The sequence below is a fragment of the Ruegeria sp. R14_0 genome (assembly GCF_017743975.1).
Taxonomy (GTDB): domain Bacteria; phylum Pseudomonadota; class Alphaproteobacteria; order Rhodobacterales; family Rhodobacteraceae; genus Ruegeria.
Genome location: NZ_JAGHRC010000001.1, coordinates 809,603 through 829,951, shown reverse-complemented (window position 1 = coordinate 829,951; position 20,349 = coordinate 809,603). Strand labels below are relative to the sequence as shown.

At 57.9% G+C, this 20,349-nt stretch carries 7 protein-coding genes; 4 read left to right on the top strand and 3 right to left on the bottom strand.

What is annotated here, in order from left to right; all coding sequences use genetic code 11:
• Positions 1-34: 34 nt before the first annotated feature.
• Positions 35-1,003: a TAXI family TRAP transporter solute-binding subunit gene (locus J7416_RS04060; protein WP_209223302.1), complete on the bottom strand. Its 969-nt coding sequence runs from the start codon at positions 1,001-1,003 to the stop codon at positions 35-37.
• 362 nt (positions 1,004-1,365) lie between these two features.
• Between J7416_RS04060 and J7416_RS04055 the strand changes: the two genes are divergently transcribed.
• Positions 1,366-2,886: a BCCT family transporter gene (locus J7416_RS04055; protein WP_209223300.1), complete on the top strand. Its 1,521-nt coding sequence runs from the start codon at positions 1,366-1,368 to the stop codon at positions 2,884-2,886.
• A 238-nt stretch (positions 2,887-3,124) separates the two neighbouring features.
• Here the strand turns inward: J7416_RS04055 and J7416_RS04050 are convergent, their stop codons facing one another.
• Positions 3,125-3,808, bottom strand: a complete 684-nt coding sequence (locus J7416_RS04050; protein WP_209223298.1) for an OmpA family protein — start codon at positions 3,806-3,808, stop codon at positions 3,125-3,127.
• Between the two features lie 151 nt (positions 3,809-3,959).
• Here J7416_RS04050 and J7416_RS04045 point away from each other — a divergent pair, with 151 nt between their 5' ends.
• Genes J7416_RS04045 through J7416_RS04035 form a run of 3 tightly spaced genes read left to right on the top strand, consistent with a single transcriptional unit; the run spans position 3,960 to position 8,941 of the window.
• Positions 3,960-5,372, top strand: a complete 1,413-nt coding sequence (locus tag J7416_RS04045; protein WP_209223296.1) for a TolC family outer membrane protein — start codon at positions 3,960-3,962, stop codon at positions 5,370-5,372.
• Positions 5,317-7,635, top strand: a complete 2,319-nt coding sequence (locus J7416_RS04040) for a type I secretion system permease/ATPase (RefSeq protein ID WP_209223294.1) — start codon at positions 5,317-5,319, stop codon at positions 7,633-7,635. The genes J7416_RS04045 and J7416_RS04040 overlap by 56 nt, the downstream gene beginning before the upstream one ends.
• Positions 7,622-8,941 (top strand): HlyD family type I secretion periplasmic adaptor subunit, encoded by a 1,320-nt coding sequence (locus J7416_RS04035; RefSeq protein WP_209223292.1) that lies wholly within the window; start codon positions 7,622-7,624, stop codon positions 8,939-8,941. Before J7416_RS04040 ends, J7416_RS04035 begins: the two co-directional genes overlap by 14 nt.
• 6 nt (positions 8,942-8,947) lie before the next feature.
• Here the strand turns inward: J7416_RS04035 and J7416_RS04030 are convergent, their stop codons facing one another.
• On the bottom strand, positions 8,948-19,948 hold the full coding sequence (locus J7416_RS04030; RefSeq protein WP_209223290.1) for a hypothetical protein: 11,001 nt from the start codon (positions 19,946-19,948) through the stop codon (positions 8,948-8,950).
• Positions 19,949-20,349 lie beyond the last annotated feature (401 nt).

Here is a 20,349-nt window from a genome sequence, read left to right as displayed (position 1 = left end):
AGGGCGCCCGTAGGCGCCCTGCATCAGGTCTGGCTTACTGAATCCAGCCTTTTTCTTTGTAGTACTTCTCGGCGCCCGGATGCAGCGGGGCCGACAGGCCGTCTGCGATCATCTCTTCGGGCTTGAGGTTGGCAAATGCCGGGTGCAGCTTTTTGAAGTCATCGAAGTTTTCGAAGACCGAGCTGACAACCGCATAAACCGCGTCTTCCGAAACGTCTGCCGAGGTCACGAAGGTCGCGCCGACACCAAAGGTCGAGGTGTCGCCGTCCGAACCGCGATACATGCCACCGGGGATGGTTGCGGTACGGTAGAACGAGTTGTCGCCGACCAGCTTGTCGACGGCTTCACCGCTGACGTTCACGAGAACCGAGTCACATGCGGTGGTCGCTTCCTGGATCGAACCAGACGGGTGACCAACGGTGTAGACCATGGCGTCGATCTGGTTGTCACACAGAGCTGCGGACTGTTCAGCCGCTTTCAGCTCGGTCGCCAGTTCGAAATCATCGGTAGACCAACCCATTTCGCCCAGCAGAACCTCCATGGTGCCGCGCTGACCGGAACCTGGGTTACCGATGTTGACGCGCTTGCCCTTCAGGTCTTCGAAGTTGGTGATGCCGGAATCGGCACGCGCAACAACGGTGAACGGTTCAGGATGGACCGAGAAGACGGCGCGCAGGTTTTCGAAGGGGCCGGCCTCTTCGAATTTCGAGCTGCCGTTATAGGCGTGGTACTGCCAGTCGGACTGCGCAACACCGAACTCCAGCTCGCCTTCGCGAATGGTGTTGATGTTGTAGACCGAACCACCGGTCGACTCGACCGAGCAACGCACGCCGTGCTCTTTGCGGCCTTTGTTCACCAGACGGCAGATCGCGCCACCGGTCGGATAGTAAACGCCGGTCACACCACCGGTGCCGATGGTGATGAATTCCTCTGCATAAGCGGCCGGAGCCATAAGAGCAGCGGTCACGACCGCACCCAGGCTAAGCTTGCTGCTGTTTTTCATTTTTGAGAACTCCCAACTCTTATTGTGGATGGGAAACCGATCAGCGGCCCCCAACCAGGGACCTTGCCGGTACGGCAAGCGCGCCCGTGTTGCAACGGGTCAAGCATCTGAAATTTAAAAGTCTCCCAACATGTTTGACGTTTCATTCAGACACTCCGCTTGTCAACCCCCGCACCGGGCTAGATGGCCCAGATCGGCAGATGTGAAGATGTTTCCGAAACTTTCCCCCTTTAAACGCGGGGAATGGCAACAATCAGTGCGACAGGCTTGGACCGCGCCGGTTCATATGTGCTAACCACGCATAAACACTTTGAAACTTGGAAAGCCACAATCTAGGCTCAGCGCAGCGACCAAGTGTTTCAATGGACCGAACGAAAGGGCTCTGGACAGTGGACGGAAAATCTCCCAGCCCGATGCTTATGATCGCTCTGACGCTCAGCGCGGCCATTGCGGTTTGGGGTATCGCAGACCCGCAGGGGCTGGGCCGTATCGCAGCCTCAGCTGTTGAGACTCAATTCGACAGCCGTGGCTGGTTCATTATGCTTGAAGTCAGCGCGCTGTTGTTTGTGGCTTTGTATCTGGCTTTGTCCCGGTTCGGCGATATTCGCCTTGGCCCCGACGCAGCAGAACCCGAGTTTTCGACGCCAGCTTGGATTGCCATGTTATTTGCGGCTGGAATGGGCGTCGGACTGTTGTTCTACGGCGCAGCTGAACCCCTGACCCACTTCGAGGTGTTGCGCCAATACAGTCCGGACCCCAAGGCGGCTAGCCATGCATTGTTTGTGACCTATCTGAACTGGGGCTTTCACGCCTGGGCCATCTACGGAATCGTCGGCCTGGTTATCGCCTATTTCGCCTATCGCCGCGGCCGGACCCTGTTGCTGAGCGCCCCGGTTTTGGACGCATTGGGCGAAGCCCGCTGGACCAAAGCAATGGGCTGGTTGTTCGACCTGCTATCGATCGTGGCCATCGCCGTCGGGTTGGCAGGGTCTTTGGCGATGGGCGTCTTTCAGATCCAGACCGGGTTGGCCGGATTGATCGGGGTGGATTCACCCGGCGTTCTGACCCTGCCCGTCTTTGGTTTGCTGTGCATCGCGTTCATCATCCCCCTACGGCGCGACCTGAGCGACGGTATGGCCCGGCTCTCGAATGCCGCAATGCTGATCGCCGTTGGGATGATGGTTTACCTTCTGGTCCTTGGCCCAACGTCTTACCTCATGGACGGAATCGTCACAGGGTTTGGGCGTTACCTGTTCGGCGTCCTGCCCGCAGGGTTTTCGACTGCCGAGTTTTTTAACGACAATCTGGTCGGATGGTTTCACGGCTGGACATTGAATTACATGATCTGGTGGCTGGCCTGGTCACCCTTTGTCGGGATTTTCATCGCCCGGATTTCACGCGGGCGCACGATCCGGGAGTTCCTGATCGGAGTCGTCGTCACCCCGACCCTGTTTTCCATCCTGTGGTTCGGTGTGTTCGGAGGCCTGGGCTTTTTCGATGCGCTTCGACAGGACGGAGCGCTGGCGGCAGTCAACGCTGACAACCTAGACGCCACGACCTTTGCCCTGCTCGAGCGATTTCCGCTGGATCCCATCACGCGAACGGCAACGATCGCCGCCGCGTTCCTGTTCGTGGTCACCAGTGTGGTCAGCGCGGGCTTCACCCTGGCGATGATTGGCGCTGAAGGGGATGAGAACCCCTCGCCCAAGCTCAGAACCATCTGGGGCATCATCCTCGGGGCATTGGGTTTGGCGATGATTCTGGTCGGTGACATTTCATTGGTCAGGTCCATCATCGCCCTATCGGCGATCGCCTTTGTCTTTATCGTACCGATTCTGGTAATCTGCCTTTTCAAATCCCTGGTTCGCGAGGGCAGATCATGAGCGGCCAACTGATCGACACAGCCCTAAACTTAAACATTTTCGCCTATGTCGGATTTCTGGTCTGGCTCGCGCTGCGACCTGACCCCTGAGCCTCACCAATAACGCTGGGGTATCATTTGCGTCTGGCTTTTGCTTCAGCCTTAGCGGAAGTGCTAAATCAGGGAACCCACCGCACTGCCTCTAGTGACCAGTCGGTACTTCGTGAACAACGCCAATCGCCGTTGCTTCTAAGAACGCACTACTGAAGGGCCGCTTCCAGACGCGCGAAGCTGCAGAAACACCGCTTTGAATACTCAATTTTCCTGATCGATCCAGCATCCAGCCCCGCAGCTTTCCCACAATCCTCTCTGGCTGCACCGGCCATCTGGAACGCTGGACCGTTTCGCCCCGAGTTCTGAAGCTGTGCGCGCTGTGAAGTGGCCGTGTTTAAACGTTGCAAAACGTCGGCCTGCAGCTCGTCACCAGCCGCGGTGTCGGGAATCTGAACCTCACGATAGCTTCGACACGCCGCGAGTATTTCAGCCAAGCCGACAGTCACCCGACGGTTGCGACGATCCGCGGTGGTCACCGCGATCAGCAAGTCGGTTTTTCCACGGCTGGAAATATTGCCAATCTCGTCGACCGAGACACCTGCAGCCACCAAAGCGCGTGCCACTGTGTTGGCCCGCCTTAATCCCAAATCCTGGTTGTAGCCTGTCGAACCAACGGCATCCGTGTATCCAACGACAACAGTTGGTTTATAGCTGTTCACGGATTTCAGGCGCTGCGCGATCTCTTCGACCTGTTGCTTGCCCTGCGCATCCAACTGGTCCGAGTCAAAGTTGAAATTGACAGTGCCAAAGACCTCAGCCGCGACCGAGACGGGCAATATCACACAGGCCAGAAACAGAAAACTCCGTACGACTTGAATGCACTGTCTCATCTGAGCCTCACACAAAACGATACAGCAACAATGACAACTGGTGCGGAACTAGGCAAGTCCGAAGCTCCGCACTTGACGGGCGCTGGCAAAACTGAGGAAATGCAATAAGATAAAAATCAAGATACGTTAACTTGAATATTCGAGGTCGTGGATGCGCCAGTTGTTGAGGGCTTGTGTCATTGGGTGTCTGTCGCTGGCAGTTCAGTCCAAATCCATCGAAGCGCTGACGCTGGAAGATGCAATCCTGTTTGTGCTTGAAACAAACCCCGAAATCACCGCGGCGGAAGCCAACAAACAAGCCATCGAGTTCGAACTGCAGCAGGCGCGCAGCTTTTGGGCACCTCGGTTCGAGATCGACGCCTTTGCGGGTGGCAGCATAAACGACGGCAATACCACGCCCGACCTGTCCTCGGCGCAAAGCTGGATCGGCGGGTACGAACTGGGCATTCGGATGTCGCAGCTTTTGTTTGACGGCAAAGAAACGCGATCCGAAATCGAGCGGCAGGCCTACCGGATCGACGCCGCCGCCCTGCGGGTTCTGGAGCGGTCCGAGGTTTTGTCCCTCGAAGCGGTGCGTCTTTACGCTGATGTTCTGCGCGCCCAGTCTTTGGTGCAACTGGCACGTGAAAACCGGGACTATCACGTCGAGGTCCTGAAACGCATCCAGCGCGCCTTTGACAGCGGTGTGGTTGGCATTGGTGATCTGCAACAGGCCGAGGAACGCCTGATCCTGGCCGAAGATACGATCATCTCGTTCGAACTTGATCTGGAAGACATCAGTAACCTGTTCATTGTGGTTGTCGGGGTCGAGGCGGAAGGCCTGTCTACCGTGCCCGATATTCGCCGCGCCCTGCCTTCTGATCTGGATGCGGCGCTGCAAATTGCGCGACGAACCAATCCGACCATTCGGTTCCTGCAAGCCGATGTCGGCTCGGCCGAGGCGCTGTCGCGGCGCACAGATGCCAATGCATTTCCCAAACTATTCCTTGAGGCGGACGGGCGCGTCGGCGAAGATGTGGGCGGTTACGAAGGCGACGTTGCCGATGCCCGCATCGGGCTGGTCCTACGCTATCAGTTCCAGGGCACATCCAAGCGGGCCGCGCGCCAGGAAGAAGTACGCCGTGTGAGCGAAAGCCGGGCGCGGTTGCTAGCCCAGACGCGGCGTGTCGAAAACGAAGTGCGCCAAAGCTATTCGATCTATCGCTCGGCCCAACGGCGCACGAAGACCATCACGGCACAGGTTCAGATCGCGCAAAAGCTGCGGGATACGTATGAACAGGAATTCACTGTCGGGCAGCGCTCGCTTTTGGATGTCCTGAACACCCAGAACGCACTGTTTCAGGCCGAGGCCAACCTGGTGAACGCAAAATCCGCCGAAAACTATGTCAGGTACCGCATACTGGCCTCGATCGGTGTGCTGCTGAAATCCCTGAATATTGAGCCGCCAGAGGACTCGAACGTCTATGCAAGGGACGAGTTGAACGTGCAACCGCTTCGTCCGAAAGGCGATGAACAGAGACTGGACGCGAGGGCCTTCAAGGACTGGCGGAAGTCGCTGGATTAAACAACTCCTCGCAAACGGAGAAAATCAGATCACCACCGACGACACGCCAAAACAAGCAACCCGGCTCAGCATCTCGCCGCGCGTCGTCTCGGGCGAAAAAACTGCTGCCTCCGGCAAGTCGGATTGGCAGTTCAAACAACCTCCTAAAGACCCGTTAGCCAGTGCCGTGGCCGCCTGCATGCATCTGCGTGGTCGGGATATCGGGGTCGAGGTTCTGACAGCCGGCCACCCGTTGGATGCCCATGGCACCCTGAGCCCCGATCAGGCCATCAAAGCGGTTGAGGCCCACGGGTATCGCGCGCATCTGACGCGCCGCAAGCTGAACGACATCCCCACATCCGTCTTGCCCGCTGTTCTGTTTCTGTCTGGGCGCGAGGCCTGTGTGCTGGTCAAAAAGGACCACGATTCAGCAACGGTAGTCTGGCCATCGCGCTCGGATGATACGCTGACTCTGCCGCTTGCAGAGCTTTCGGAAACCTATGCCGGACACGCCTTGTTGTTGCAGACAGAGGCTGCATCTGCTGTCAGCGATACGCCATCAGACACGCCGCGCCACTGGTATTGGAGCGTGGTGAACCGGTTCTGGGGCGACTACATGCAGGTCATCATGGCCTCGGCCATGATCAACGTGCTGGCCCTGGCGATGCCGCTGTTCACCATGAACGTATATGATCGCGTATTTCCGAACGCGGCGGTGATCACGCTCTGGTCGCTGGTCGCTGGTGTGGGTTTGGCCCTGTTCGTGGATGCGATCCTGAAATGGGTGCGCGCGCGGGTTGTCGACAAGGTCGCGCGGCGTGTCGATCTGGCTGTTTCCGCCGAGATTTTCAGGCATATCTCGGACTTGCGACTGGACAGTCAGGCGCAGCCTGCAGGGGGCCTGATAAACAACCTCAAGGACTATGAGCAGGTTCGCGATTTCTTCTCGTCCCAAACACTGGCGTCACTGACCGATCTGGTCTTTGCCTTTCTGTTCATCGGCGTCATTGCCTATATCGGCGGCCCTCTGGCCTGGCCTCCGGCGATTGCATTGGTTTTCGTTCTGGTGATGGGCCTGCTGATCATGATCCCGCTGCGCCAGGCGTCCAATTCTGATCGGCAGATGACAGGCGTCAAAAATGCCGTCGCGGTCGAGGCTGTGACTGACCTTGAGACGCTCAAGGCCGTGTCTGGCCAAAGCCGGATGCAAACACGGTGGGAGCGGATGGTGTCAGAATCCGCAACGACACAGGAACGCAGCCGCCGCTTGGCCACGCTTGCAACAACCGTGACCGGATTTGCGCAACAGCTCTCCTCGATCGGGATCGTGGTCATTGGGGTTTATCTGGCGCTGGAAGGCAATCTGACGATGGGCGCCGTGATCGCGGCGATGATCCTGTCCGGCAGAGCCATGGCGCCTACGGCCGCTTTGGCCGGGCTGTTCGTCCGCGCGAGCTTTGCATTTTCAACGTTACGCGGACTGAACGCGTTGATGTCACAACCTTCGGACAAGGGCGTCTCGGGCGCGACAGTGAATGCGCCGGCCGAAGAGGGACGATTTGAGCTGAAGGCCGTTTCTCTGAAATACCCCGGCACCAAGGTTCCTGCGCTGAAAGAGGTATCGCTCACCACCAAGCCAATGGCGCGGATCGGGGTGATCGGCCCGGTCGGTGCAGGAAAGACCAGTCTGGTTCGCGTTCTTTCAGGCCTGTACGCGCCATCCGAGGGCATGGTTTTGTTGGACGGGCTGAACATGGCCCAGATTGCGCCTGCGCAACTGCGGAAAGACATCCAGCTTGTTCCGCAAGAAGCGGTTCTGTTCTCGGGAACGCTGGCTGAGAACATTGCCTTCGGCGTGCCCCACGCGACCAATGCCGACGTCCTGCGCGTGGCACGACTGGCAGGCGTGGATCGCATCGCCGCCTCACACCCGCAGGGATTTGGCATGCCCATCACCGAACGGGGCCGCAACCTGTCAGGCGGACAACGCCAGTTGGTCGCTTTGGCACGTGCTTTGCTCCCTCGCCCAAGGGTGCTGATTTTGGATGAGCCGACCTCTTCCATGGACACACAGACCGAAAAACTGTTCGTGCAGAATCTGGCGCGCATTTTGGACCACTGGCCCATGAGCCTGATCGTCTCGACACACCGCAGTTCCTTGTTGGCGCTGGTCGACACCTTGATCGTGCTGGACAACGGCGAGGTCACGGCCAAGGGGCCAAAGGATGTGATCCTGAAACAACTGGCAGAGAACAACACGAGGGTTCGCAGTGAGCAATCGTGATTGGGAACTGGTCGATTTCGCGCAAGGTCGCGAGGCGGCAAGCGTCCGGCGATCCTCGGGTTGGGTCTTTGCTGTTCTTCTTGGCCTTTTGCTGATCGTCGGCTGCGCACTTTTGTGGGCTTCGTTGGCGCGGATCGAGGAATTGGCCCGCGCCACAGGTCGCGTTGTCCCATCGGGTCAGGCCCGCGTTGTTGAAAGCCTTGAAGGCGGGATCGTCCGCGAAATCCTGGTGCGCGAGGGCGATGCAGTCACAGCCGAAGAAATCCTGGTACGGCTGGACGATACCAGTTCAGCCGCCAGTCTGGGCGAGTTGCGCGCGCAACAACTGGCCCTGCGCGCGCGTGCCTTGCGCCTTGAGGCCGAGTTGGCCGGAGCTCAAACGCCTGACTTTTCCTCGGCGGGTATCGACCCGGACAGTTCGCTGGCCGTACGGGAAAGCGCGCTGTTTGATAGCCGAACCGCCTCTTATGTGGGGCAAAGCGCTGTTCTGGATGCGCAGGTCCAACAACGCGTGCAAGAGATTGCGGAACTGGACGCGGCGCTGGATCGCGTGGCCGAAAACCTTGCCCTGCTGGACGAGGAGATCCAGATCAAAACCGACAGCGGCATCGTCCCCCGCGCCCAGATCTTGCCGGTCGAACGCGAACGCAGCGCCAAACGACAAGAGCGCGACGCGCTGAACGGGCAACGCGAACAGGCCCGAGCGGCCCTGACCGAGGCCGAAGCCCGTGTGACCGAGGCCGAATTGCAGCGCCGGGCCGAGATCAACATCGAACGGTCCGATACGCTCAACCAACTCAGTGTCATCGAAGAAAGCATCAAAAGCGCAACCGATGTTGTGAACCGGGCAGCTTTGCGCGCGCCGGTGGACGGCATAGTCTCGACCCTGAACGTCTACACCATTGGCGCTGTGATCGCGCCGGGCGAAGAGGTTTTGCGCATCGTCCCTGCAGATGACACCCTGCTGATCGAAGCGCGGGCCAAGCCCGAAGATGTGGCCTTTATCCGCCCCGGCCTGCCCGCCAGCGTGAAGCTGACGTCCTTTGATTTCACCGTTTACGGCTCACTTGACGGTCAGGTCACCCGCGTTGGCGTTGATGCCGAACAGGACGAGGCCACGGGTGAGGTTTACTTCCCACTGGTCGTCGAAACGCAAAGCAACGCTTTGGAAAAGGGCGATCTGCGTCTGGAAATCCGCCCCGGCATGGTTGCCTCGGTCGATATTCTGACCGGAGAGCGTACAGTTTTGGACTATCTCCTCAAACCTTTCCGAAAGGCCCGGTTCGAGGCCATGCGCGAGCGGTGATCCGGTTCAGATCACCGCAGTCTGCTGCGCGCCGCTGGCATCGTTAAAAATCACTTCGACCTGATTTCCAAAACCTCCGCCTGCTGCGTTCACCGTCACAGCCAACGCCCCCGAGACATCCAATTCACCGGTCGTATTGTCATAGGTGACCTCGGTTCCCAGATTGATCGGATCAACGCTGACAAGCGCGGTCAGATCGATCTGATCGCCCGCCCCCGGCCCCTCATAATCCGTGATCACATCAGACGTGGTCAGGTCAGTCATTACGAAGATGTCCGAACCGGTTCCGCCTTCCAGCGTGTCCGACCCTTCTCCTCCGGTTATCGTGTCGTTGCCAGAGCTACCAATCGCCCAGTCATCTCCTGCGCCAAGATCGACGCTGTAACCTTGGGCAGATGCGGACAGGTTGATGAAGTCGTTTCCGTCCAGCAGGCTGAACCCCTCGATCTCGGCATAGGGCGAGGTCGCGGACAGAACCACACCGTCATTCCCACTTGTCCCCTTGGCAATGTCGTTCCCCCCTGCTGCGCCGGTCACATCATCCAAAAGATCGCGCGTGGCACCGCCGGGATCGGTGATTGTCGTGCCTGTGGATTCCATTTGCAGGGTGTCGATGTCCAAATCGGCCTGTGTACTTGTACTGGCAGGAACCGCACCGCTATCAACGACATCATAAGTCAGAACCGGCGTTCCAACATAAGCGTTAGGTACCGTGATCTGAACACCTGCTGCCTGTACGTCGATCGCGACGTCAGGGTCGGTCGTTGCGATATTCGCAACGCTCAATGGTTGATCCGGATCGCTGGCATTGGCCAGCAAAGTCGCAAAATCGATAAAGAAAACCGGATCCGTTGAGGTCACGCTGACCGGGCCCGACACCGCAGGCTGATCATTGACGTCGATCGCGAAACTATCGCTTGGGCCGGAACCATGGTTTGTCGAAACCGTAACAGTCCCTTCCACGGCCCCCGCAAAACTCGCCGGAAGCGTGATTGCCAGTGCCGCGACCAACAGAGCGAAGTCAGCCGGAGAAGTGGCCCCTCTGCTCAGCGTCAATGTCTGTCGGTCCCCTGACAAACTGCCAGCCGAAACGGTTGTTCCTGCAGGCAAAGGTGCCGTGAACTGAACCAGGACCTGCTCCAGCGTTTCTGATGGCGTCGTCTGAGTATCCGTGACCGTCGCAGTGATGCCAAAGTCTACCTGAATGGGGTTGCCGGTTTGCGGGGCGGATTGCGGCATCGGATCAATCGTAACGGTAAGGTCCAATTCACCATCGATCTCGATCGTGAAATTACTGGTCTGATCGCCGCCTTCGTTTGTGGTCACCTGCAACGAGCCGTTCAACGCGGTTCCGTTGGTTGCGAAATCCGCGGGGAAGTTCACCTGCAACTGATTGAAGTCGGCCAGACTGCCGGTGAAGACAAGATCCCCGGTTACGGCAATCGGAGCACCAGCGCCGATCTGATAGGTCGTCCCCGCAGGGACGCCTGTGATCGTATACGTCACCTGATCGACAAACTCTGACCCATCGACATCCGTGACCTGAATGTCAAAATCACCCGCAGGCGTATAGCTAACGACATCGTCCGTTTCGGTCAGGACAACGTCTGGATCGGTCACTGTGAGTATGAGGTCAGGCGTAGGCGTGATCGTGATGTCCAGCGCGATAGGTGCGGATGTTTCAGTATCCGAAAATCCTCCACCGACGGCCGTATCTGTCGTTACCGCCACGACATCAAGGCTGATGTCCCCGGCAAAATCCGGAGGCGGTACAAAATTGACCACGGTCCCGTCGGGAACGAACACATATTGGCCGCCTGCGTTTTGCCCCAGAAACTCACCCGGCAAGGTAACGACGCCACCAACCGGGGTCTGCTCGACACCGGCAAGAAAGATCTTACCGCCAGGTGGAACGGTAATCTGAAAACTCATGGTTTCGTGCGGATCTGGCGTGGTGCCTTCGATCTGCAGCGAGTAGCTCAGACCATCGTCCTCCTGTCCGGTTCCCGGGATGATGTCCGCCTGTAAGGTCGGCACGTCTGCATCCGGGCGTACCTGCACCACAAAGTCGACCGAACCCGAAGCACTGTCCGAGTTCGCAAGCTCCAAAGTGTTGACCGTCAAAGTCAGAGGGATCTGAGACGGCAGCGTCGGGTCCAGCGCGTCCGGCGTCCGGGCGTGTTCATCCTTCAGCTTGATTTGGACCTGTGTCCAAGCCGCCGGAGTGATCGTGAAACTGCCGTCCCCATTGTCGATAAACCCGCTGGCGGGGCCCGTTACCTCAAGGTAATCCGGCACGCCGGACAGCACCAAAGTGACTTCCTCAGACCCATCCTGATCCGGTGAATCCGCGTCAATCACGCTTTTTAACGTAAACGGAATGTCTTCGATAATCGTGATGACCGGTGTCGGCCCGCTGGTGTCAACAAAGGGTTGGCCGGTGTCCGGGTCGATCGGTGTCTGATCAAAGTTGAAAAAGGGCGTGTCCGCGACAGGGATGATGTTGATTGTCCGCGTGATCGTATCAGACAGGGTGGAACCGTCGACATCCTCGGTCGTTGCTGTAACGCGATACTCCAATGGTCCGCTATAGTGTTCTCTGGCCGTTATTTGAACGGTCGCCAATTGAGCCTGAGTTACGGTGTAAGCGATAAAGCCGCCCGCGACCGGGGTGCCGGGGATCGGATTACCGCTGCCGTCCAGCAACTGACCTCCGTTCGCCCCGTCGATTTCGATGATGATATCACCGGTCAGGCGTTCACCGGGGTCGATCCCGTTGATCTCGATACCCGGAGTGAAAGGCGTATCTTCCAAAACCGAGTTGCCACCGGTCGTCGTAATGTCCGGGCCATCGACGACCGGATTGATGGTGATGTTGAAATTACTGGTCGCGCTGTCGGTGGTGCCGCAGGTGAAGTTGTTGAGCAGCATGAAATATTCAAGCTGGGTCAGGTTGTCGTACGGGTCATCCGGTCCAAATGTTTCGTTTGGGTCGAACGGGTTAACCGGGCTCGACTGGTGCTCAGGCGGCGTAAACAGGATCGAACCGGCCGTCTGTGTCGGATCGTTGGGATCAACGCCTAACAGCGCCAGATCAATGGCATACAGCCCTGTAACCGGATCAAACAGCACCGCCCCCGGTGGGTCGCTGCTCAGCGATGCGCCCGGAGGAAGGTTTATGCCCAACCCGAAGTCTCCGGTCACACCATTCGGCAGGTTCGATAGGTCGTCGATACTGTCATAGAAAGGCGGATTTGGTGTGATCTTGATCTTGAAGGCGATTTCTGTGTCTTCATCACCGCTGCCGACCAATTCAAGAACCGGCAGAGGCAAGTCCTGTTCCGGAGTACAGGGATTGCCGCCGCCACCATCAGGGTCCGGGACAACGACGATTGTAAAGTCTTCCGAAACCGCCGCCCCACCGGGCAAAGCGTCAATGGCTGCAATGACCTGTTCTGCGGTCAACCCTGCAAAGTTGGGCGGGTTATAATCATCCTCGACCACAATCGCGGTAAAGGTCATGTCGTAATACGTTGGCTGGCTTACATCCGCCGGGACAAATTCCAGGTTCGGCAATTCGGTCTCGGTGACCAGATAGCTTGTCCCGCTCGAGTCGATCGGCGTTGCGTTTGTAAAGGCCGTCGCCGGGTCCACACCGGTAATGATGTAGTAAATCGTCTCGGACCCGTCAAAGTCCGCATTGGCGGCCCCTTGGGGGACAAGAATTTCGGTCATTTCACCGCTCAGAGGGGTAACATTCTGGCTGAATGTGATGGCCTCGTTCTGGGAAATGATACCGCTGTCGATGGTGAAAATGCTCAGCCGTTTATCAAGCAGGAACGGCGCCGTATCAAAACCGGCATAGCCATAGATACGGTCCGAGTTTTCCACGCCGTCGACCACTTCATCCGGCCTGAAAATAGGATCGATCAGGTTTGGGTTTTGCGGAAAGGACGCCTCGTCCTGAACGGTTATGATCGGATCGTCGGCAATGCCTTTAACGGTCAAAGTGGCGGTTCCCGTTGCGACCTGAACCTGCGTCGGATCGAGCGTTTCGAAATAGATCAGAGACACGTCAAAAACGAAGTCTTCATTGCTATCCTGACCCGGAACGACCCAAAGGTTCGACGCCTGAGCGACCGTCAGTTCCAGAGACCCGCGGGGGCCGGTGAACACTGGCGTCAATTCGACCGAGGCCGGATCATTGGGCGGCCCATCGAAGAACTTTGGAACCCGCCCTCCGGAATCCGCGACAATGTTGCTGATGATCACAACATCCAAAATCGCCTCGGGCGATCCCGGAGAGTTTGTGGGGTTGTCGATCAAGTTTCCGTCGATCGGAAAGAACACAGCCTGATCTTCATTTGTCGAGTTTGTCTCACTCGGGTCGCCACCATCGACAATTGGGTCGATAAACAGCGTTTCTGGAAGAGTCGTCACTCGCGTACCGCCGCCGTCCGCTTCGGTGGTCACTACCTCTACGTTGACAGAAACGGGACCGGCAAAATGCAGCGGTATTCCTCGTGCTTCCGCCTCCAGCCAGCCACCGTTTTCCAAACTCCAAGTGTTGAAACCCGGAGGCGTGTTCACCTCGGTCAGCAAGGCCGGTATTTTGGGGCCACCCGGATTGGCAGGGTCAGGCACGAAAATGGTGATGAAATCTGGAACCTGCCTGAGCACAACGGCTGTAACTTGCTCACTGCCATCCTGATCCTGAATGATCGGATTGAACGGGATTTCCCAGACCCCTCCAGCCGCGTCGATGACGGCCTCGTTGCCTTCGGGCAGCGTTAAAATGACCGCAAAATTGTTGACCGGATCGACGTCCACATCAAACGTGGCATCCGATACCTGATCATCCGTCGTGACCGTGTTGTCATCTTGTGTGGTGAGTGTGATTGTCAGGTCATCACCAAAAAAATCTCCAGCAGACGTGAACGGATCGCTGTTTTCGCGGTCGATGTCATAGTCTTCATAGAGTGTCGGCTGAAGCTGAATTGAGCCTTCGAAGCTGGTGACATCAGGCACAAATGTGATCGTCAGCGCGCCCGTTGCAGCGTCATATGTCGCGCTGTCAATCTTGTCCAACTCGGACTGCGCCAGGGGGCCGGTGCCGTCAGAGGTGAAGAACGCTGCCGCATCAACATCCGATCCATTCAGGAAATCGGCAATCCAGTCGGTGGGCACGTTGCCAATGACCAACGTGCTCAACGCTTCCGAGCCATCCGTGTCGGGTGACGAGGCATCCAGCCCCACAAACAAAGCGACCTGTCCGGGCCCCGAGCCATCACCGGTGCTTTCCAGCAGGGTCAAAATCTCAGCCCCGTTGACAGACCCATCCTCGACGCTGGCCGACACTGCAGTCGGGCTGCCGGATGCAACTTCGGCCGCCGTCAACACAAAGACCGAGGCCGTCAGATCAGCTTCGGCCCTTGGGTTCACGGTTTGGGTGATTTGGAACGTTCCGGTGTTGAAGTTGTCGGATGTGTCATCCTCGACGTCACCGGTTGTGGTTTCGTTCCACGCCAGCGTTCCATTCAACGTCAGAACGCCGCTGAAATGCTGAGGCACGATCGTCTCAAGCGACTCGATGGCAGATGTGAACTGGGCCTGCGTTGCACCGGGTGCTGGCGTCAGGCTGTAGGAGACGCTGTCAGCGGTTGAGCCGGTTTGCGTGATCGTGACGAACCCTCGCAGCGCCGAGTCGCTGACACGCAATTCCAGTTGGCTGGTGTCTGATGGGTCAAACACGTCGCTGGCGGTCGCAACGCTGATCGTCAGGCTGAGCGACGAGATGGTTTCAGATCCGTCATTGTCTGCCAGGGCCGTGCCCGAGATATCGACATCGATCCGGCGTCTGTTATTGACGTTTTCGTTGACCGTGACGTCTGCTGCCGCAAAGTTCAGGTCGTCAACAATCGCATCCACGTCCACATCTACGCTGTCTGTTGCCGTCTGCGTATCCGTTGGCAGTGTCGCCGCCTGATCCACCGATGTGACGGTCGCAGTCAGTTCTCCGCCGACGATTGTTGCAACGTCCCTGTCGTCATTGGCCAGAGGCGTGACACGAACAGCTCCGTCGAAATCCGTTACACCGGGCGTTAGCGTGATCGTCAGCGTCGTTCCCGACAAGCTGGCCGATGTGATCTGGGCTGCACCCTGTTCGAACAACGCCAGATCGACCACACCACCCGTATCAGCAATCCAGCCCGGCGGGACGTTTTCGATCACGATCTGGGTCAGCGCTTCGGACCCATCCCGATCTGGTGTTTCCGCATCGATCAACAACAGGAATGAGCTGTCTTCGTCGACGATGAAATTGTCTGGCCCACGCTCATCCACATTCGGCGTGCTGTCATCGACCGACAGAATGATCGTCGGCTCGGCCACCGGCGTCACATTCAGCTTGAAGCTTTCGGTTGCGACGGTCGGGTCGCCTTCGTCCGTGTCGATGGTCACGGTTATGTCGATGACACCGGAATAATGCGTCGGCAAGCTGACAACGGCGAGGGTTTGCAGTTCGGCCACCGTGCCGGTCCACTGCGTGTTGCCTGCATTCAGGACCGTACCGTCGCTTAGCACCGTATCCCCGGTAGGCAAGTTGGCGAAATCCAGCGTCAGCGCGGTGATGGACTCGGACCCGTCAATATCCGTGATATCAACGTCCAGGTTCAACGGGATTGGCTGGCCCAGATCTTCGATCACCGTGATGTCCTGCGCGGTGATTTCAACATCCTGCTCGGAATTCACGGTGACTGTGAAAGTACCCGTTTCGACGCCGTCATTTGGACCGGTATCCGTTTCTCCGGCCAGCAAGGCCTCATCCGTGGTGAAGGTCGCACTTCCGGTGATCGGAGTTGTGGTCGAGAAATCGTCGGGCAGCCGGATAACAAGGTTTTGGTAGTCAGGCAGGCTAAGGCCCGTCAGGGTCAATACTCCGCCCGGTGTGGCCGCAAGAAACGTCACCCCGTTGTTTATGGAATACTGCGTGCCGGGCGGCAGACCGTTCACCACCACATCCACCGTTGCGATGGACTCAGAACCATCCGCATCCGTTGCCTGCCCGGTGACGGCATCTGCCAATCGGAACTCAAGCGGGGCGGTGGTCGTGTTGTCTTCGTCGGTATCGCCAGGCGCGTCGTTTTCATTCAGGACCAGCGCACCGGGTCCCGACAGATCCAAATCGCCTTCAGCAGACAGGTTGATGACCAGAAAACCATCGTCGACCCCGCCTTCGTTCGTGATGCCAACAACCTGAGCTTCAAGCACAGCAGCCGGGTTTTGGGTCGAGAAATCCGCTGGCAGTTCGATTACAAGGTTCTGGTATGTTGCGAAATCGCCGGAAAAGTTCAAAGTCGGGGACGCAGGCGTGAAGGTCGCGCCCCCATCCGTCGACACGCGCGTGCCCGCAGGCAGGGCGTTGAACACGACCAGCACCTGCTCGACCGATTCCGACAGATCGATATCCGTTGCTCTCGGCAGTATGAAATCGGCGGGCGTGACAAGCACGACATCATCGGTTTCGGCCAGATTTACCGTCGCGTCGTCGACCTCGACGTCACCTTCGAAATTGACCGTGACGGGGATTTGACCCGTCGTCGTGCCCTGATCGGTTACGATCTCCAGCGAGGCCTCAAGGTTCACCAGCGGGCTTGTGGTCGAATAGTCGGTCGGGAACACCAGACGCACATCGCGTGGGTCCGTCCCGGTCCCGTTATAATTGAACAGAAAATTCTCTGTCCCATCAGGGTTGGTGGAAAATGATCCAACCGGGGTCCCTGCCCCATCTACGGCTTGAGTGCCGGGTGGCAGGTTGTCCAGCGAGAATTCCAGCGTCTGGATGGTTTCGTCAGGAGGGATCTGGACATCTATGAAAGTAGACAGCAGCACCTCGACCGGCGCGTCCGTTTCAGTGGCGACGACCTCACCACCAATCGTAACGTCCGAGACTGGATCAACCACGATGACCTGAGGCGTGGTTACCTGACCCTCGGGCGTCGTGACGGTGATAAAGCTGGCGATTGTACCGTTGTAGTCACCGGGCAGACCCAGAACCAGCGCTTCGGCCTCGGCAACTGTTCCAGTCCAGACGCCTGTGGTCGTATCAAAATTGCCGGTTGGGAAAGTTGTACCCGCAGGCATGCCGAAAAACGTGATCGATACGCTGGCTGAAAACGGGGTGCCGGGTGTCGCGGTCTCGGACCCGTCGATATCGGTGATGTCGATGTCGATCTGCAGGTCTACGTCAACGCCGACGGAACTGTTTGGAACGCCGCCATCTTCCTCGGCTTCGATCAAAAGTGGCGCGTCCAGCTCGGCGTCCAGTTCAAAATCGATATCGACGACGCGGGTTGCAGTCGCCGTACCGTCCATAGCCGTGTCTGTATTGGGGTCCTGATCCTCATCCGTTTGTACATCCAGCGTAAAGGTCAGGGGCAATGTGTTGGAACCGTTGGTCAGGTCGGCCCGGTTCGCGGTCGAAAAGTCCTGCGGCAAGGTCAGTTCAAACGCGTCATAGGCCGCCAGAATATCCGCGACCGAAGCCGAATTCATCGTCAAGGTCAGTGTCGCAGCACCGGTCGCAGGATCATCGGCAATGGTCAGCACTGCGCCAGGCGGGGTCGTGATCGCCAGCGAGGCTGCGGTCGATCCCGCGGGAAGACCGGTGATCGTAAGCGTCAGACTCTCCAGACTTTCCGAGCCGTCGGCATCTGTCACAACTGGCTCCAGCAGGTCGGACGGGGTGATCAGCGTTGCAGAGTCCGTCTCATCGGGAATGGTGTCAGGCTTCCTGTCGTCGATGAACACGTCCCCTTCGGCCCCAATGACGATATCGAACGTGTCAGAGACCGGGGTGGTCAACACGCCGTTTTCCCGCGTGGTTACTGTCAAGTCCGCAACCAGCGTCGTAGGCGGGCTTTCTGTCGAGAAATCCGTGGGAAAGATCAGCCGTATTTCGGCGGGATCGAAACCGGAACTGTCCACATCGTAGTTCAGCACCAGATCCACGGTTGATCCGGCACCGGGGGTGAAAGTGCCGATGTCTGCCCCGTTTTCGTCAACCAACCGCGTGCCGGCGGGCAGGCCGTTGATGCTCAACTCGAACTGCGCCAGTTCTTCGTCCGGGTCGTCGATACGTATATCGACGAAATCCGAAATTCGGATGTCCAGCGGCGCATCCGTTTCCTGCGTTACAATGTCCCCGATGATCTCGACATCCGAGGTCGGTGTGACGACGATCTCTTGGTTTATGGTCTCGCTGCCCTCGCGCGTAGTCACCGTGACTTGCGTGTTGATCTGGCCCGAGTAATCCGGCGGCAGCGACAGGATCAATGCTTCGGCTTCGGGCACGGTACCCGTCCAGACATTGCCGTTCAATGTACCGCCATTGACCGTGGTGCCCGGCGGCAATGTGTCGAACCGAACCTCGACCATTGCGCCAAAAACAGGGTCATTCGGATCCTCGGTTTCCGAGCCATCCTGATCGTCAACCGTGATCTCTATCCCAAGATCAATGTCAACGCCGATGCTTGCGTTCGGATTGCCGCCGTCCTCCTCAGCGTCGATACGAGCCGGGCCGGACAGGTCGATATCTTCCTCGAACCCGATATCGATGACCCGCGTGACCGTAACGGTCCCGTCATTGGGCGCGTCCACTGCCGCCGACACGTCCTCATCCGTTTGGATATTCAGTGTCAGGCTGATCGGCAACTGTGTTCCGGATGTCAGGTCCGAACGGTTGTCGGTCGAAAAATCCGCAGGCACAGTGACCTGCAAGGAATCATAAGCGCTTTGGATATCAGCAACCTGCGTGACATCCATCGTAATCGACAGCGTCGCAGACCCATCTGCTGCTGCCGCGATGACCGCAGTGGCCCCGGCGGGCACAACGATCCCCAACCCGGCAAGCGTCGATCCGCCCGGCAAACCCGTAACGATCAACTCAAGCGTCTCATAGCCCTCAGAGCCGTCTGTGTCAGTCACCTGAGGTGCAAGCAGATCGGCCGGTTTGAAGGTGATCGGATCGTCGGTTTCGTCGGGCACCGTGTCCGGCGACGTATCGTCGATGACCGCGTCGCCCTCGGCCAATACCGCGATTTCAAAGCTGAACTGGCTTGAGCCCAGAAAGTTGGTCTCGATCGAAACCGTTGCCTGCAACGGACCCGGCGCGGCGTCGTTGCGGCTTTGCGTCGAAAAGTCGGTGGGATACGTCAGAGACAGTGCGTTGAAATCTGCCTCGGAGCCAGAGAATGACAGCGTCGCCACCCCGCCAGAGACCGTTATCTGGCCAAGGTTCGAGTTCGTACCCACCGGCAATCCGTTGATTTCCAGCGTCACAAGCGTGATCGCCTCGCCCAGATCAGCTTGTTCAATGTCGAATTGCAGAAACGAGGCGGGACGCATCTCAACCGGCGCGTCGGTTTCGCGCGCAACCGGCAGTCCGGACAGGGAAATCCTGTTGTCACCGGGTTCCGGCACGCCGCCATCGTCGAAGACTTCGCCCGCGAAGAATTGTTCATCCCGACGAAGTTCAGGTGGATACTCGGTTGGCGGCAAGAGCGGATTGTATTCCAGACCGATCAGAGGGTCGCCAACCCGCACCTCCTCCTGCTCTCCGGTACCGGGTCTTGTACCGCGCAGGTTTGTCATCTGGTCCAGTGTCAGGCTGGGAACATCGCCCAGCTGATCCCAATCCCCCAGCGCATCAATCGAATCCTGCAACCGCGTCGCGCTGAATGGAAAGCCCTCAGAAAGAAGGATATAGCTCGTCTCGGCACCTGAAATCAGCGCTACGGTTTCCCCATCTTCTGAAATCAGGAACAAGTCGCCATCTACAACCACAAATTTGGTGGCCACGAAGCCGTCGGGCAAATTAACCGCTGTTAAACCATCCGTGTCTACGATCAGGCGAAACAGATCGGGTGCGTTTATCAGCGCCGCGCTTAACTGCTCCGCCGTCGTCTCGTCGGGGAACCTGTGAGATTGGTCAATTGTATCCTTGGCCATCAGCGATCACCGTTCAAAAAACACTCCACACAATGCCCACTATAAGACCCTATTCGAATTTAGGTATCTTTATGTTTGTTGATATCTGCCAGACACTTTGGACCCGCACAGTTGTATGCGTGCCGGTTGTTTTGGGACCACGTTTGACAGTTTCCGCAGCCAGGGCGCGCGCGCCTTGCTCTGTCTTTGAAGTTGGGTATCGGGCTTGGATCATTCGGGGCGATCTCGCGACGCTCGGCGCGCAAGTTGGTCTGACTGACAAGATGTGACTTGCAACCCAGAGCAGCGTGTTTTCAAAGTTATGAAAACCGACCCGTTATCAAACCACTGAACCATCGCAGCAAATTTGATGCCAAACATGTCCGCGAGCAGGGTCGAACCCCAAACATTCCGATGCACGT

Coding starts and splice junctions, on each gene's coding strand:
- J7416_RS04060 (WP_209223302.1), bottom strand. CDS start 1,003: ATGAAAAACAGCAGCAAGCTTAGCCTGGGTGCGGTCGTGACCGCTGCT.
- J7416_RS04055 (WP_209223300.1), top strand. CDS start 1,366: ATGGACCGAACGAAAGGGCTCTGGACAGTGGACGGAAAATCTCCCAGC.
- J7416_RS04050 (WP_209223298.1), bottom strand. CDS start 3,808: ATGAGACAGTGCATTCAAGTCGTACGGAGTTTTCTGTTTCTGGCCTGT.
- J7416_RS04045 (WP_209223296.1), top strand. CDS start 3,960: ATGCGCCAGTTGTTGAGGGCTTGTGTCATTGGGTGTCTGTCGCTGGCA.
- J7416_RS04040 (WP_209223294.1), top strand. CDS start 5,317: ATGAACAGAGACTGGACGCGAGGGCCTTCAAGGACTGGCGGAAGTCGC.
- J7416_RS04030 (WP_209223290.1), bottom strand. CDS start 19,948: ATGGCCAAGGATACAATTGACCAATCTCACAGGTTCCCCGACGAGACG.